We start from the raw sequence: 14,741 nt of genomic DNA on the forward strand, positions 1-14,741 counted from the left end.
TCACCAGTCCGTCCGTACCGGTCTCATTGCGGACCGGTACGCACACCGTTCTCACCCCCGCCGAAAATTTTTCTCCGAACCCGCGTAATGCTCCGCCGCGAAGCCGCTCTCTCCTCGCGCGGGCCCACTCCGGGCCGCCCAGAGAGGAGTACGGACATGCACCCCACCGTGGTCGAGCGGGAGCTGGAACTCAAGCTGATCCTGTCGCCGGAGCGCAGCATCCCGGTGCCGGCGCGGCTGAGCTACCGCTCGGACGACCCCTTCGCGATCCACGTCACCTTCCACATCAACTCCAGCGTGCCGGTCAACTGGACGTTCGCCCGTGAACTCCTCGTCGAGGGCGTCTTCCGGCCCTGCGGCCACGGCGACGTCCGCGTCTGGCCGACGAAGGTCGACGGCCGCAGCGTGGTCCTGATGGCCCTCAGCTCCCCCGACGGCGACGCCCTCCTCGAAGCGCCCGCCGCCCAGGTCTCCGCCTGGCTGGAGCGCACCCTCCGGGTGGTACCCCCGGGCTCTGAGGGCGAGCGGCTCGGCCTCGACGACGGCCTCGCCGAGCTGCTCGCGGTCACCCCGGCCGACGACCTGTGGCTGCGCGACCCGTGGCCGTCGGACGAGTCGAAGGACGGCGAGTGAGCGAGGCTACAACCTACGAGGTACTCCCTCACGTCCCTCTGAAGGGGTACGCCCCTGTGAAGGGGTACGCCCCTGTGAAGGGGCACGTCCCTGTGAAGGGGTACGTCTCTGTGAAGGGGTACGGGGTTTCCCGTACGGAACTCAGGAGGTCCCCCTCAGAACAGCTTCCCCGGGTTCAGGAGCCCCTGGGGGTCGAAGACCTCCTTGATCTTCCGCTGCATCTCCAGGCCCACGGGTCCCAACTCCCGTGCCAGCCACTCCTTCTTGAGGACGCCGACCCCGTGTTCTCCCGTGATGGTCCCGCCGAGTTCGAGGCCGAGGGCCATGATCGCGTCGAAGGACTCGCGGGCCCGGCGGGACTCGTCGGGGTCGGTGGCGTCGAAGCAGACGGTGGGGTGGGTGTTGCCGTCGCCGGCGTGCGCGCAGACGCCGATGGTGAGCTTGTGCTCCTCGGCGATCCGCTCCACGCCTTCGAGCATGTCGGCGAGGCGGGAGCGGGGCACGCAGACGTCGTCGATCATCGTGGTGCCCTTGACCGCCTCCAGCGCGTTGAGGGCCAGTCGGCGTGCCTGGAGGAGGAGTTCGGACTCGGCGGCGTCCTCGGCGGGGACGACCTGCGTCGCGCCCGCGGCCTCGCAGAGCGCGCCCACGGCGGCGAGGTCGGCGGCCGGGTCGGCGGTGTCGAAGGCGCACATCAGCAGCGCCTCGGTGGTCTCCGGCAGCCCCATGTGCGCGAGGTCGTTGACCGCCTTGACGGTCGTACGGTCCATGAGTTCGAGGAGGGACGGCAGGTGCCCGCCCTCCATGATCGCGCACACGGCGTCGCAGGCGGCCCGCGCCGAGGCGAACTCAGCGGCCAGGACCAGTTGTTGGGGCGGCTGCGGCTTCAGCGCGAGGGTGGCGCCTACCACCACCCCGAGCGACCCCTCCGACCCGACGAACAGCCGCGTCAGGTCGTACCCGGCTACCCCCTTGGCGGTACGCCGTCCGGTGGACAGCAGCCGCCCGTCCGCGAGGACCACGTCGAGGCCGAGGACGTACTCCGCGGTGACCCCGTACTTCACGCAGCACAGTCCCCCGGAGGCCGTGCCGATGTTGCCGCCGATCGTGCACATCTCCCAACTGGAGGGATCCGGCGGGTAGTACAGCCCGTGCTCGTTGACCGCGCGGGAGAGCGTCGCGTTGATGACCCCCGGTTCGACCACCGCGATCCGGTCGACCGGGCTGATCTCCAGGATGCGGTCCATCTTGACGAGGGAGAGCACCACGCACCCCTCGGAGGCGTTGGCCCCGCCGGAGAGTCCGGTTCTGGCCCCCTGGGGTACTACGGGTACCCCCAGCTCGGTGGCGACCCGCATCACGTGCTGGACCTGCTCGACGGTCCGGGGCAGTACGACGACCGCAGGGGTACCCGCCGGACAGAAGCTGGCCATGTCGTTGGCGTAGGAGGCGGTGACGTCGGGGTCGGTGAGGAGCGCTTCGGCCGGGAGACCGTCGCGGAGTCGGGCGAGGAGACCTTCGGAACGGCTCATGATCACAGCCTCGCACCCGGGGCCATCGGTGTGAACCCCGCCGCACGAGCCACCGGGTGACGTGATGTGCTCGTCATATCGACGCACAGTAAGCGCATGTACGGGACAACCCAGGGAAACAGCACAGAAAACGTTGCTGAAAACGCCGCACAGCCCCCGCAGAGCCCACAACTCCCCACCCCCCGCCGCCGCCCCCGCCTCCTCGCCGCCCTCGCCACCGCCCTCACCCTCACCGGCGGCGCGCTCCTGTTCCTCCCCGGCGAGTCCGCCCCCGTCCACCGCGCCCCCGCCCCGGCGCCCGGCGCCCTGGCGCACACGGCCGTCACGACCGGCATGGCCGCGGCCCTCCCGGACCTGACGGCGCTGATCGGCGAGCGCGAGGCGTTCGTACGGCGCCACCCGGGCGACGCCCCCGCGTGGGCCGTGCTCGGCGCGGCGTACGTCGAGCGGGGACGTAGGACCGCGGACGTAACCGTGTACTACCCGAAGGCCGAACACGCCCTGCGCGCCTCCCTGCACGTGTCCCGCACCCCCGATGCCCTCATCGGTCTCGCCGCCCTCGCGAGCGCCCGCCGGGACTTCCGGGGCGCCAGGGAGTGGGGCGAGGCGGCGGTGAAGGCGGCGCCGAAGCGCTGGACGGCGTACGGCCCGCTGATCGACGCGTACACCGGCCTCGGCGACTACAGGAAGGCCCGCGCCACCCTGGACAAGCTCATGGAGCTGCACTCGGGTCCGGCCGCGCAGGCGAAGGCGTCGGCGGTGTACCGGGACCGGGGCTGGCGCGAGGACGCGGCGGCCGTCCTGTACGACGCGTCGGCGCGAGCCGACTCCCCCGCCGAACAGGCCGCGTTGCTGGAGCAGGCCGGTCAACTCTCCTGGGAGCGCGGCGACTTCCCCGACGCGCTGCGGCACTTCCAGGAGGCCGTCCGCCTCGACCCCGACCAGCGGGCGGCGCAGGCCGGCCAGGGCAGGACGCTGGCCGCGCTGGGCCGTACGGCGGAGGCGCTGGCCGTGTACAAGTCCGCGCTCGCCGGTCAGCCGCTGCCCGAGTACGCCCTGGAGCTGGGCGAGTTGTACGAGTCGCTGGGCCTCGCCGAACAGGCCCACGCCGAGTACGAGTTGCTGCGTGCCCGCATCCGCCAGGACAGTGCGGCCGGGGTCGACAACGAGGTGCTGCTCGGCCGGTTCGAGGCCGATCACGGCGCCCCGGAGGCGGCGGTGACGCGGCTGCGCGCCGAGTGGCGCCGCCAGCCGGGCATCGCGGTCGCGGACGCGCTCGGGTGGGCCCTGTATCGGGCGGGGCAGCACAAGACAGCCCTCGGGTACGCGTCGATCGCGACGGACGGCACGAAGGGCGGCGGGGTGCGCAGCGCGTCGTACCTGTTCCACCGGGGCGCGATCGAGCGGGAGTTGGGGAAGTACGGGCCCGCGCGCAGGCATCTGAAGGACGCGTTGCGGATCAACCCGGGGTTCTCGCCGCTGTGGGCGCCCCGGGCACGGGCCGCGCTGGCGGCGCTGGGCGAGCCGCCGGACGTACCCGTGCCCAAGTCCCGCAAGGGGTAGGCGGGTTACAGGTTGCCGCGCTTGGCCTGCTCGCGCTCGATGGCTTCGAAGAGGGCCTTGAAGTTGCCCTTGCCGAAGCCCATCGAGCCGTGGCGTTCGATGAGTTCGAAGAACACGGTCGGGCGGTCCTGGACCGGCTTGGTGAAGATCTGGAGCAGGTAGCCGTCCTCGTCGCGGTCGGCGAGGATCTTCAGCTCGCGCAGGGTGTCGAGGGGGACGCGGGTGTCGCCGACCCACTCGCCGAGGGTGTCGTAGTAGGAGTCGGGGGTGTCGAGGAACTGAACTCCCGCCGCGCGCATGGCCGTTACCGTCGCGACGATGTCGTTGGTGTTGAGTGCGATGTGCTGGACGCCGGCGCCGCCGTAGAACTCCAGGTACTCGTCGATCTGGGACTTCTTCTTGGCCAATGCCGGTTCGTTGATGGGGAACTTGACCTTCAGGGTGCCGTCCGCGACGACCTTCGACATCAGGGCGCTGTACTCGGTGGCGATGTCGTCGCCGACGAACTCCTTCATGTTCGTGAAGCCCATGACCCGGTTGTAGAAGCCGACCCACTCGTTCATCCGGCCGAGTTCGACGTTGCCGACGCAGTGGTCGACCGCCTGGAACATGCGCTGCGCGGGCGTCTCGACGAGGGGCGTCGCCGGAGTGAACCCGGGGAGGTACGGGCCGTCGTAGTCCTGGCGTTCGACGAGGGTGTGGCGGGTCTCGCCGTACGTGGCGATCGCGGCGAGGACGACGGTGCCGTGCTCGTCCTTCAGCTCGTACGGCTCGGCGAGGGAGCGGGCGCCGTGCTCGACGGCGTAGGCGTGGGCGCGGCGGGCGTCCGGGACCTCGATCGCGAGGTCGATCACGCCGTCGCCGTGCGCGGCGACGTGACCGGCCAGGAAGCGGCCCCAGTCCGTCGTGGGGCGGATGACGGAGGTGAACACGAAGCGGGCGGAGCCGCTCTCCAGGACGTAGCTCGCGGTCTCGCGGCTGCCGGTCTCCGGTCCGGAGTAGGCGGCCAGGCGCATACCGAAGGCGGTGGAGTAGTAGTGCGCCGCCTGCTTGGCGTTGCCGACGGCGAAGACGACCGCGTCCATTCCCTTGACCGGGAAGGGGTCGGCCTGCCGGGCGGTGTCGGGAGTGTGGTGTGTGGTCTGCGTCATACTTCAGGGTCACTCCGGGCTCGCAAGCTGCGCAACAGTTCACGATTCGGCTGGGCAATATGCTCGGTACTAGAGCGTTAGTACCGCCCTCTCTGTACAGGATGACCATCGAGGAGACCGGGCCATGGGGATCGACCGGCTGGACGGGCGGATCATCGTGCTGCTGGCGCGCGAGCCCCGGATCGGGGTGCTGGAGATGTCCCGGCGGCTCGGGGTGGCGCGCGGGACGGTGCAGGCGCGGCTCGACCGGCTTACGTCGAATGGAGTCATCCGCGGATTCGGCCCCGAGGTCGATCCGGCGGCGCTCGGCTACCCGGTGACGGCGTTCGCGACGCTCCAGATCCGCCAGGGCCAAGGGCCCGCGATCCGGGCGCACTTGAGCACAGTGCCGGAGGTCCTGGAGCTGCACACGACGACCGGCAGCGGGGACATGCTGTGCCGGCTGGTCGCGCGGTCCAACGCGGATCTCCAGCGGGTGATCGACCTGGTTGTCGGTTTTGATGGCATCGTCCGGGCCTCCACCGCGATCGTGATGGAGAACCCGGTGCCGCTGCGGATCATCCCGCTGGTGGAGGAGGCGTCGCGCGAATGAGCTGAGGTGAAGGTGTGTGAGCTTCTGGGAGTACCTCGACAACCGGCATGAGCAACTGCTCGCCGACGCGTTGCAGCATGCCAGCGCGGTCTTCCAGTGCATGCTGCTCGCGACCGTCATCGGGATCCTGATCGGGGTGCTCACCTACCGCAGCGAGTGGGCGGGCAACATCGCGACCACCGCGACGGCGACCATCCTCACGATCCCCTCGCTGGCCATGATCGGCCTGCTCGTCCCCGTGGTGGGACTGGGGGTAGCCCCTACGGTCGTAGCTCTCACGTTGTACGGGTTGCTCCCCATCGTGCGTAACTCCATCGTCGGACTCCGTGGCGTGGACCCCTCGCTGGTGGACGCCGCGAAGGGCATCGGGATGTCCCGTCCGGCGCGGCTGGTGCGGGTCGAGCTGCCGCTCGCGTGGCCGCCGATCCTGACCGGCATCCGGGTCGCGACGCAGATGCTGATGGGGATCGCCGCGATCGCCGCGTACGCCTCGGGTCCGGGGCTCGGCAACGAGATCTTCCGGGGGATCGCCTCGCTCGGCAGCAAGAACGCGCTCAACCAGGTCCTCGCCGGCACGCTCGGGATCGTCGTCCTGGCGCTGCTGTTCGACGCCGCGTACGTCGTCATCGGGCGGCTCACCATTCCCAGGGGGATCCGTGTCTGAATCCTTGGGTGCCTCGATCGAGCTGGAAAACCTCAGCAAACGGTATCCGGGCAACCCCAACCCGTCCGTCGACAACGTGAACATGGAGATCAAGGCGGGCGAGACGGTCATCTTCGTCGGCCCCTCCGGGTGCGGGAAGTCGACGACGCTGAAGATGATCAACCGGCTGATCGAGCCGTCCGGCGGGCGGATCCGGATCGGCGGCGAGGACGTCACCGACATCGACCCGGTGAAGCTGCGCCGCAAGGTCGGGTACGCGATCCAGTCGTCCGGCCTCTTCCCGCACATGACGGTCGCTCAGAACATCGCGCTGGTACCGAAGATGGTGGGCTGGCCGAAGAGCCGGATCAAGGCGCGGATCGACGAGATGCTCGACCTCGTCGGACTCGACCCGGGCGAGTTCCACGGCCGCTATCCACGGCAGTTGTCCGGCGGGCAGCAGCAACGCGTGGGCGTGGCACGGGCGTTGGCCGCCGATCCGCCCGTCCTCCTCATGGACGAGCCCTTCGGCGCCGTCGACCCCATCACGCGCGACCACCTTCAGGACGAACTCATCCGGCTCCAGCGCGAGTTGCACAAGACGATCGTCTTCGTCACCCACGACTTCGACGAGGCGATCAAGCTGGGCGACCGGATCGCGGTGCTGCGCGAGCGGTCCCACATCGCGCAGTTCGACACGCCGGAGGCGATCCTCACCAACCCCGCCGACGACTTCGTGTCCGGGTTCGTCGGCGCCGGTGCGGCACTCAAGCGGCTCAACCTCACGCGCGTACGGGACGTGCCGATCACCGACTATCCGACGGTCACCGTCGACGATCCGCTCCAGGTCATCTTCAACAAGCTGCGCGACAGCGGGACCAACGAGATCCTCCTCCTCGACAAGCGCGGCCGGCCCTACAAGTGGCTGCGGCGCGGGGACTTGATGCGCGCGAAGGGTTCGCTCGCGCGCGCCGGGACGCTCGTCAACGACACCGTGACGCGGGACGCGACGCTGCGGGACGCGCTGGAGGCCGTCCTCACCGACAGCACGGGGCGGGCGGCCGTCACCGGGCGGCGCGGGGAGTACACGGGGGTCGTCGACATGGAGACGCTGATGAACTCCGTGCACGAACTCCTGGAGGCGGACCGGCTCGAAGCGATGGAGCACCAGCACGAGTTGGAGGAGACGCGGGCGGCTCAGACGCACGCGGAGCAGGAGGGCGACGGCGGGGAGGAGAAGGCGTGAGCACTCCAGGGGTGGGCTCCCCAGAGACCGACGCCGACGCCGGTTCCGGTGCCGACGCCGGTTCCGCCGCCGGTTCCTCGGGGTCGGCGTCCGGGACGCCCGGCAAGGTCCAACCCCGTATCGGCTGGCCCAAGTTGACCGTCCTGCCCGGCTTCCTCGTCGCCCTCCTCCTCGGCACCTGGCTCTGGTTCCAGCAGGCCGACCTGGACCCGATCTCCGAGAACGCGCTCTCCGGCGGCCAGGTCGCCAAGGCGCTGTGGCAGCACGTCCGGCTCACCGCGATCTCCACGTTCTTCGTCCTCATCATCGCCGTCCCGCTCGGCGTCCTGCTCACGCGCGGCGCGCTGCGCCGGGCCGCCCCGGTCGTCATGGCGATCGCCAACATCGGCCAAGCCACCCCGGCCATCGGCCTGTTGGCGCTCCTCGTGATCTGGCTCGGCATCGGTGAGAAGGCCGCGCTCATCGGGATCGTCGCGTACGCCGTCCTGCCGGTCCTCTCCAACACCATCGCCGGCCTGCGCGCGAACGACCCCACCCTCCTGGAGGCCGCGCGCGGCATCGGCATGTCCCCCCTCGGCGTCCTGTCCCGCGTCGAACTCCCCCTCGCCGTACCGCTGATCCTCGCGGGCGTCCGTACGGCGCTCGTCCTCAACGTCGGTACGGCCGCGCTGGCGACGTTCGGCGGGGGTGGCGGGCTCGGGGTGCTGATCACCACCGGGATCACCAACCAGCGTATGCCCGTACTGGTGTTGGGCTCGATCCTGACGGTGGCGCTCGCGCTGCTCGTGGACTGGCTGGCGTCCATCGCCGAACTCCTGTTGCGGCCAAGGGGATTGGAGACGGGCCGATGAGACGTACGATCACCCTCCTCACCGCCGTATCCGTGCTCTCCGCCTGCGGGCTGACGTCCGGCTCCCCCATGGTCGACGATGTCGAACCCGGCACGATCGGGCAGGGCCAGCCCCTCAAGGGGGCCGATCTGACGGTGACTTCGAAGTCCTTCACCGAGAACCTCGTCCTCGGCGCGATGATGGGCATCGCCTTCCAGGCCGCCGGCGCGCACGTCCTCGACCGGACCGGTATCCAGGGGTCCATCGGGGCGCGCGAGGCCGTCAAGAAGGGCGACGCGGACGGGATGTACGAGTACACCGGGACCGCGTGGATCACCTACCTCGGCAACAGCAAGCCGATCACCGATCCGCAGGCGCAGTGGGAGGCCGTGCGCAAGGCCGACGCGCGTAACGGGCTGACCTGGCTGCCCCCTTCGCGGGTCAACAACACGTACGCGCTCGCCATGAACCGTTCCGCCTATGAGAAGTACCGGACCAAGACCCTCTCGCAGGTCGCCGCGCTCGCCAAGTCCGACCCCAAGGCCGTTTCCCTGTGCGTCGAGAGCGAGTTCGCGAACCGGGCGGACGGGCTGCCGGGGATGCAGAAGGCGTACGGGATGAGTGTGCCGTCGTCCCGGATCACGCAGATGGACTCCGGGATCATCTACACGCAGACCGAGAAGGGGCACTGCACGTACGGCGAGGTGTACACGACCGACGGGCGCATCAAGGCGATGGACCTCGTCGTCATGGAGGACGACCGGCACTTCTTCCCCAACTACAACGCGGCGCCCGAGATCAACTCCAAGGTGATGAAGAAGTGGCCTGCGATCGCCGGGGTGTTGGACCCGGTCTCGGCTCGGCTGAACAACGCGGTGGCGCAGGAGCTGAACGCGAAGGTGGATGTCGACGGGGAGGATCCGCATCAGGTGGCGCTGGAGTGGATGAAGGAGCAGGGGTTCGTGAAGTGAGGCGAGGGGGACGGGAGTTACAAAGGGTTCCTTGCAAAGAACCCCTTGCAGAGATTCCTTTGCAACGCTATCTTTGCATCTATGGACGACCCGAGCCTTCCCCTCCATGACCTCAACGCCCGTACTCTGCGCGGCCTGGCCCACCCCCTCCGTATGCGCCTGCTGTCCGCCCTACGACGCGGCGGTCCCGCCACCGCGTCCCAACTCGCCGAGAAACTGGGCGAGTCCAGCGGGGCGACCAGTTACCACCTCCGCCAGCTCGCCGAGTACGGCTTCGTCGAGGACGCCCCCGAGCGCGGCAAGGGGCGGGAGCGCTGGTGGAAGGCCGCCCACCAGGGCGTACGGCTGGACGACTCTCTGCTCGACGACCCGAACCCTGACGTACAGGGAGCCCTCAACACGTTCCGACACGAGATCGCGACCATCCACGCCCAGGAGCTCTCGACCTACATCGGCACCGTCCACGACTGGTCCGACGAGTGGCAACGGGCCTCGGACGTCAGTGACTTCACCCTCCATCTGACGCCGGCCCTGAGCGCCGAACTCATCGAGGAGGTCCACACCCTGCTCGAACGGTTCCGCTCCCGCAGCGTCCCCGACGACACCCCGGACTCCGAAGAGGTCCGTATCCACAGCCACGTCTTCCCCATCACCTCACCCCGAAAGGCCCTCTGATGTATCACCCCGACTTCCACCTCCCCCTCCACCACCAGCGCACCGCCGACCTCCAAGCCGCCACCACCACCCACCGCCTGACCCACACCCCTACCCCACCCCTACGAACCCGCCTCGGCTGGACCCTCGTAGAACTCGGTCTCCGCCTCGCCGCCCACCCCCGCCCCCTCCCGCGCCCCGCGATCAGCAGCTAGGCACGCTCCCCTTCCCCGTCTCCAGCGCCTTCAGCGACCCCACCGCCCCCTTCAGATCCGTCACCGGAATCAGCCGCAGCCCCGACGGCAACTCGGCCTTCGCGTCGGAGCACTCGGCCTTCGGGACGAGGAACACCGTCGCCCCGTCCCTCCGCGCGGCCTGTGTCTTCAGCGAAACCCCACCCACGGCCCCGACACCGCCGTCCGCGTCGATCGTCCCGGTCCCGGCGATCACCCGCCCCCCGGTCAGATCCCCCCCGTTCCCGTCCCCGTCCAGCTTGTCGATGATCCCCAACGTGAACAGCAACCCCGCGCTGGGCCCGCCCACGTCGGACAGCTTGAGATCGACCTTCACATCCTTGGACGACCGCCCCAGAAACTTCAACGCGGCCTCGGTGGCGGCATCTTGGGACTGCTCCATCTGCTGCGTGTTGTGCCGCTCGATCTCCTTGACGGAGTCCCCGCTGGGATAGACGGAATCGCGGGGCATGACGGCGGAATCCGTACGGAACCACCCGTCGAGGACGTCACTCAGCGACACGTCGGTATCGGGCCCGGTGGCCACGATGGTCGTCATCCGCAACTCCCCGGACGTCTTGCGCACCGGCGCGCCGGACACGGTGATGACGGCCTCCCCCTTGTTCTCGCCCAGCACATCAGCCGTCATCCCCGGCTGAGCGATGGCAAACGGCAAGGGCGCGAAAACAGCGACCCCAAGCAGCGCCACGAGGGGAACACCACAGACGGCAACGGCCTGGAAACGCGTGAGACGAGAGAGCACGACTTAAATCTAACGTGACTACATGCCGCCAAGGGGCGCGGGGAACCGCGCGAGTACCACAACGCACCCGCACCCGCCGACGACGAACAACCGCCCCCTACCGAAGCGCCTCCGCCACTTCCCTCGCCGCATCCACCACCCGAGGCCCCACCCTCTCCGGCACCGCGTCCGCCAACATCACCACCCCCACACTCCCCTCCACCCCCGTGACCCCCAGCAACGGCGCGGCAGCCCCACTGGCCCCCACCTCAAGCTCCCCCTGCATCAGACAGAACCCCGGCTCCCCCACACCCTTCCGCCGCCCGGCGAGTATCGCCATCCCCGCGGCCCCCCGATCCAACGGATGCCGAAACCCGGCCCGATAGGCGACGTGATAATCGGTCCACGTCGGCTCCACCACGGCAACGGCAAGCGCATCGGCACCATCCACCAGCGTCAGATGAGCGGTGGCCCCGATGTCCTCGGCCAACGACCGCAGCGCGGGCAGCGCGGCTTCCCGTACCAGCGGATGCACCTGCCGCCCGAGCCGCAGCACCCCGAGCCCCACCCGAGCCCGCCCCCCGAGATCCCGCCGCACCAACGCGTGCTGCTCCAGCGTGGCCAGCAACCGGTACACCACGGTCCGGTTGACGCCCAGCTTGTTGGACAGCTCCGTCACGGTCAGTCCATGATCCGTGTCGGCCAGCAACTTCAGAACCCTGAGTCCCCGATCGAGCGTCTGGGAGGTCTCCGCGGTCACGACGCCCACTCCTTACGGTGATGACGCGCGACCCCCACACGGCGACCGCGTCATCGAGTCCCGTCGCTGACGCGCCGCAGAGGCCGCGATCGGCAGCCGGACCCGGCGTTCCGGGCCCGTTCGCTACACGGCTGCGCTCTGCGGCGCCACTGCCACAGGGCGTGTGCGTAGCGGGACAGTAACGGGGAGGGTTCGCTGAGCGGAAGACTCCGTCCAGAATCCGGTCAATGACCGGTATGGACTACTTGTAAATGTCCGGATACGCGGGCCCCCTTCCACAGGGACCCCACAGTCCCCGCCACCCGCGCCGCGCCCAGGCCCCGTCACTTCATGCGCGTGGCCCACTCCTGGACCTTCGCGATGCGCTGCCGCAGCTGCCCCCCGGTCGCCTCGGCGCTGGGCGGCCCCCCGCACACGCGCCGCAGCTCCGTGTGGATCACGCCATGCGGCTTGCCGCTCTGATGGACGTACGCGCTGACCATCGTATTGAGCTGTTTCCGCAGCTCCATCATCTCTTTGTGGGATACGACGGGCCGCCGCTCGGCGGGCAGTTCGAGGAGGTCGGCCTCGGAGTCGGGCCGCTTCTTGCTGTGCGCGATCTGCTTGGCCTGGCGTTTCTGGAGCAGGAGTTGCACCTGGTCGGGTTCGAGGAGCCCGGGGATGCCGAGATAATCCTGCTCCTCCTCGCTGCCCGGGTGCGCCTGCATGCCGAACTCGGCGCCGTTGTACATGACCCGGTCGAAGACGGCCTCCGACTCCAGCGCCTCGAACTTGAACTCCTCCTGCTCGCCGGTGTCCTCGTCCTGCTGCTTCTCCGCCTCCGCGAGGAGCTTGTCCTCCTCGGCGTACGGGTCCTCCTCGCCGCCCTTCTTGGGCTTGTCGAGGGCGTGGTCGCGCTCGACCTCCATCTCGTTGGCGAAGGTCAGCAGGTCGGGAACCGTCGGCAGGAACACGGACGCGGTCTCGCCGCGCCGCCGGGACCGTACGAAGCGGCCGACGGCCTGCGCGAAGAACAGCGGCGTCGAGATGGTCGTCGCGTACACGCCGACCGCGAGGCGCGGGACGTCGACGCCCTCGGACACCATCCGGACGGCGACCATCCAGCGGTCGGTGCTCGCGGCGAAGTCGTCGATGCGCTTGGACGCGCCGGTGTCGTCGGAGAGGACGACCGTCGCCTTCGTACCGGTCAGCTCGCGGATCAGCTTCGCGTACGCGCGCGCGGAGTCCTGGTCCGTGGCGATGACCAGGGCGCCGGCGTCGGGGATCGCCTTGCGGACCTCCGTCAGCCGCTGGTCCGCCGCGCGCAGCACGCTCGGCATCCACTCGCCGCGCGGGTCGAGCGCCGTACGCCACGCCTGGCTGACCGCGTCCTTCGTCATCGGCTCGCCGAGGCGCGCCGCGATCTCGTCGCCCGCCTTCGTGCGCCAGCGCATGTTGCCGCTGTACGACAGGAAGATCACCGGGCGCACGACGTGGTCGGCGAGCGCCGAGCCGTAGCCGTACGTGTAGTCCGCCGAGGAGCGGCGGATGCCGTCCGTGCCCTCCTCGTACGTCACGAAGGGGATCGGGTTCGTGTCCGAGCGGAACGGCGTACCCGTCAGCGCGAGCCGCCTCGTCGCCGGTTCGAACGCCTCCAGGCACGCCTCGCCCCACGACTTCGAGTCGCCGGCGTGGTGAATCTCGTCCAGGATCACCAGCGTCTTGCGCTGCTCGCTGCGGTTGCGGTGCAGCATCGGGCGTACGCCGACACCCGCGTACGTGACGGCGACCCCGTCGTACTCCTTGCTGAGCGGGCCCGCGCTGTACTCCGGGTCCAGCTTGATCCCGACGCGCGCCGCCGCGTCCGCCCACTGCTTCTTCAGGTGCTCCGTCGGTGCGACGACCGTCACCTGCTGGACGACGTGGTGGTGCAGCAGCCACGACGCCAGCGTCAGCGCGAACGTCGTCTTGCCGGCGCCGGGTGTCGCGACGGCGAGGAAGTCCCTGGGCTGGTCCTGGATGTACTTCTCCATCGCCCCCTGCTGCCAGGCGCGCAGCTTGCTCGCGGTACCCCATGGCGCGCGGCCGGGGAAGGCGGGAGAGAGGTGGTGGGACGAGGCAGAGGCGGCGGTGGTAGTCACGGTCTCCGGTTCGGGGGGTGGGTCTCGGGTCCCGGGCTCTCAGGTACGAGGCTCCCGGGTCCTTGGCTTCTCGGCTACGTATGACAACCGGGCCACCCTACCGGCGCGGGGTGCGCGGAGCCGCCCGGACAAGCCCACCCGCACCCCTGTTGGGACCCACGTCACAACGCCCTCAGCCGTTCCGCGATCACCTCGACATCCGCCTCCTCCCCGGCCGCCACGGCCACGACCAGCGCATACGCCGCGTCCTGATCACACGCGTCCAGCCGGACCCCGTTCACCCCGAGAAACGTCACGGCCGCGAGCCAGGCGGTGCGCTTGTTCCCGTCGACGAGGGGGTGGTTCACGGCGAGGGCGTGCAGCAGCGCGGCGGCCTGCCGGTACGTGTCCGTGTACGCCGGGGTCCCGAACATCCTCGCGCGCGGGCGGTGCACGGCGGAGGCGAGCAGGCCGGGGTCCCTGGCGTCGGGGGCGCTCCCGCCGAAGGCGACGCGGGCGACGTGCTCGACCTCGGCGACGGTGAGAAACCTGGTCACTCCCCCAGCCTCCTCAGCAGGTCCGCGTGCGCCTGCCCGAGCCGCTGGGCGACCTTGAGCACACCGCACTCCTCGTCCACAACATCCTCCACCGTCCGCCCGGTGGCATCGGCAAGGTCTTCGAGGGGTTGGTGGAGGTCGGGGGGCAGGGTGAGCTGGTCCATGGAGGCCGAGGGTAGAGGTACGGGCCGAACGAGGCACCCGACTTGATCCGGCCCCCTTCATGAACGCCGTGTGGCAGTCCCGTTGCGGCGCCCCCGATTCCCTTGATCCCCTCGACCATCTCGCCATACGGTTTTCTCACGAAGTCCGGGGGAAACCCCGAAATCTTGGCCGCGAGTGGTTCAGGGGCTCGCCTGCGCTGTATCCCATAGCGAGCTCCGCTCGCGGAGAGTCACGCGGGTCCAATTCCCGCCACAACCACACACAACAGAACAGCAACACCCCGGCCGTGTGCCCGAGTGGTTTAGGGGCTCGCCTGCAAAGCGAGTTACGTGGGTTCGATTCCCGCCACGGCCTCTGGATGCCTGAACAG

General features: G+C 69.5%; 16 protein-coding genes and 1 tRNA gene. 10 read left to right on the plus strand and 7 right to left on the minus strand.

Features of this window, described 5'->3' with window-relative positions; genetic code table 11:
- Positions 1-156: 156 nt before the first annotated feature.
- Complete coding sequence (locus tag ACQCO7_RS16030; protein WP_010356261.1) at positions 157-633, plus strand: SsgA family sporulation/cell division regulator; 477 nt, start codon at positions 157-159, stop codon at positions 631-633.
- Positions 634-788: 155 nt separating this feature from the next.
- Here the strand turns inward: ACQCO7_RS16030 and ACQCO7_RS16035 are convergent, their stop codons facing one another.
- Positions 789-2,165: an FAD-binding oxidoreductase gene (locus tag ACQCO7_RS16035; protein ID WP_464072474.1), complete on the minus strand. Its 1,377-nt coding sequence runs from the start codon at positions 2,163-2,165 to the stop codon at positions 789-791.
- 96 nt (positions 2,166-2,261) lie between these two features.
- Between ACQCO7_RS16035 and ACQCO7_RS16040 the strand changes: the two genes are divergently transcribed.
- Positions 2,262-3,728, plus strand: coding sequence for a tetratricopeptide repeat protein (locus ACQCO7_RS16040; RefSeq protein ID WP_464072475.1), 1,467 nt, complete (start codon positions 2,262-2,264; stop codon positions 3,726-3,728).
- Positions 3,729-3,733: 5 nt separating this feature from the next.
- Here ACQCO7_RS16040 and hppD read toward each other — a convergent pair whose 3' ends face one another.
- Positions 3,734-4,879 carry a 4-hydroxyphenylpyruvate dioxygenase gene (hppD, locus tag ACQCO7_RS16045; RefSeq protein ID WP_464072476.1) on the minus strand — a complete coding sequence of 382 codons (1,146 nt, stop codon included), beginning with the start codon at positions 4,877-4,879 and terminating at the stop codon, positions 3,734-3,736.
- Between the two features lie 124 nt (positions 4,880-5,003).
- Between hppD and ACQCO7_RS16050 the strand changes: the two genes are divergently transcribed.
- The 7 genes from ACQCO7_RS16050 to ACQCO7_RS16080 all read left to right on the plus strand — a co-directional run bounded on the left by ACQCO7_RS16050 (position 5,004) and on the right by ACQCO7_RS16080 (position 10,030).
- The gene (locus ACQCO7_RS16050; RefSeq protein ID WP_055722490.1) at positions 5,004-5,471 is read left to right on the plus strand and encodes an Lrp/AsnC family transcriptional regulator; all 468 of its coding nucleotides are present in this window, start codon (positions 5,004-5,006) and stop codon (positions 5,469-5,471) included.
- A 16-nt stretch (positions 5,472-5,487) separates the two neighbouring features.
- Positions 5,488-6,135: an ABC transporter permease gene (locus ACQCO7_RS16055; protein WP_464072477.1), complete on the plus strand. Its 648-nt coding sequence runs from the start codon at positions 5,488-5,490 to the stop codon at positions 6,133-6,135.
- On the plus strand, positions 6,128-7,360 hold the full coding sequence (locus ACQCO7_RS16060; RefSeq protein WP_464072478.1) for a betaine/proline/choline family ABC transporter ATP-binding protein: 1,233 nt from the start codon (positions 6,128-6,130) through the stop codon (positions 7,358-7,360). Before ACQCO7_RS16055 ends, ACQCO7_RS16060 begins: the two co-directional genes overlap by 8 nt.
- Positions 7,357-8,211: an ABC transporter permease gene (locus tag ACQCO7_RS16065; protein WP_464072479.1), complete on the plus strand. Its 855-nt coding sequence runs from the start codon at positions 7,357-7,359 to the stop codon at positions 8,209-8,211. The genes ACQCO7_RS16060 and ACQCO7_RS16065 overlap by 4 nt, the downstream gene beginning before the upstream one ends.
- On the plus strand, positions 8,208-9,161 hold the full coding sequence (locus ACQCO7_RS16070; protein ID WP_464072480.1) for a glycine betaine ABC transporter substrate-binding protein: 954 nt from the start codon (positions 8,208-8,210) through the stop codon (positions 9,159-9,161). The genes ACQCO7_RS16065 and ACQCO7_RS16070 overlap by 4 nt, the downstream gene beginning before the upstream one ends.
- A gap of 81 nt (positions 9,162-9,242) precedes the next feature.
- Complete coding sequence (locus tag ACQCO7_RS16075; RefSeq protein WP_464072481.1) at positions 9,243-9,836, plus strand: ArsR/SmtB family transcription factor; 594 nt, start codon at positions 9,243-9,245, stop codon at positions 9,834-9,836.
- Complete coding sequence (locus ACQCO7_RS16080; RefSeq protein WP_409118020.1) at positions 9,836-10,030, plus strand: hypothetical protein; 195 nt, start codon at positions 9,836-9,838, stop codon at positions 10,028-10,030. The genes ACQCO7_RS16075 and ACQCO7_RS16080 overlap by 1 nt, the downstream gene beginning before the upstream one ends.
- Here the strand turns inward: ACQCO7_RS16080 and ACQCO7_RS16085 are convergent.
- The 5 genes from ACQCO7_RS16085 to ACQCO7_RS16105 form a co-directional block, all read right to left on the minus strand.
- Positions 10,020-10,811: a S16 family serine protease gene (locus ACQCO7_RS16085; protein ID WP_464072482.1), complete on the minus strand. Its 792-nt coding sequence runs from the start codon at positions 10,809-10,811 to the stop codon at positions 10,020-10,022. The two genes, ACQCO7_RS16080 and ACQCO7_RS16085, sit on opposite strands and share 11 nt — an antisense overlap.
- Before the next feature lie 97 nt (positions 10,812-10,908).
- Positions 10,909-11,550, minus strand: a complete 642-nt coding sequence (locus ACQCO7_RS16090) for an IclR family transcriptional regulator (RefSeq protein ID WP_075825375.1) — start codon at positions 11,548-11,550, stop codon at positions 10,909-10,911.
- Positions 11,551-11,873: 323 nt separating this feature from the next.
- A complete protein-coding gene (locus ACQCO7_RS16095) occupies positions 11,874-13,670 on the minus strand; it encodes a DEAD/DEAH box helicase (RefSeq protein ID WP_464072483.1) in 1,797 nt (598 codons plus the stop codon).
- A 161-nt stretch (positions 13,671-13,831) separates the two neighbouring features.
- Positions 13,832-14,206: a type II toxin-antitoxin system death-on-curing family toxin gene (locus ACQCO7_RS16100; protein ID WP_464072484.1), complete on the minus strand. Its 375-nt coding sequence runs from the start codon at positions 14,204-14,206 to the stop codon at positions 13,832-13,834.
- The gene (locus ACQCO7_RS16105; protein WP_464072485.1) at positions 14,203-14,370 is read right to left on the minus strand and encodes a hypothetical protein; all 168 of its coding nucleotides are present in this window, start codon (positions 14,368-14,370) and stop codon (positions 14,203-14,205) included. The genes ACQCO7_RS16100 and ACQCO7_RS16105 overlap by 4 nt, the downstream gene beginning before the upstream one ends.
- A gap of 283 nt (positions 14,371-14,653) precedes the next feature.
- Between ACQCO7_RS16105 and ACQCO7_RS16110 the strand changes: the two genes are divergently transcribed.
- Positions 14,654-14,725 (plus strand) — tRNA-Cys (locus ACQCO7_RS16110).
- Positions 14,726-14,741: the final 16 nt, after the last annotated feature.

Source organism: Streptomyces saintjeani (assembly GCF_055409605.1).

What these genes read in the sequence shown, in the direction of transcription:
- ACQCO7_RS16030 (WP_010356261.1), top strand. Translation starts at nt 157, where the DNA reads ATGCACCCCACCGTGGTCGAGCGGGAGCTGGAACTCAAGCTGATCCTG.
- ACQCO7_RS16035 (WP_464072474.1), bottom strand. Translation starts at nt 2,165, where the DNA reads ATGAGCCGTTCCGAAGGTCTCCTCGCCCGACTCCGCGACGGTCTCCCG.
- ACQCO7_RS16040 (WP_464072475.1), top strand. Translation starts at nt 2,262, where the DNA reads ATGTACGGGACAACCCAGGGAAACAGCACAGAAAACGTTGCTGAAAAC.
- hppD (WP_464072476.1), bottom strand. Translation starts at nt 4,879, where the DNA reads ATGACGCAGACCACACACCACACTCCCGACACCGCCCGGCAGGCCGAC.
- ACQCO7_RS16050 (WP_055722490.1), top strand. Translation starts at nt 5,004, where the DNA reads ATGGGGATCGACCGGCTGGACGGGCGGATCATCGTGCTGCTGGCGCGC.
- ACQCO7_RS16070 (WP_464072480.1), top strand. Translation starts at nt 8,208, where the DNA reads ATGAGACGTACGATCACCCTCCTCACCGCCGTATCCGTGCTCTCCGCC.
- ACQCO7_RS16075 (WP_464072481.1), top strand. Translation starts at nt 9,243, where the DNA reads ATGGACGACCCGAGCCTTCCCCTCCATGACCTCAACGCCCGTACTCTG.
- ACQCO7_RS16080 (WP_409118020.1), top strand. Translation starts at nt 9,836, where the DNA reads ATGTATCACCCCGACTTCCACCTCCCCCTCCACCACCAGCGCACCGCC.
- ACQCO7_RS16105 (WP_464072485.1), bottom strand. Translation starts at nt 14,370, where the DNA reads ATGGACCAGCTCACCCTGCCCCCCGACCTCCACCAACCCCTCGAAGAC.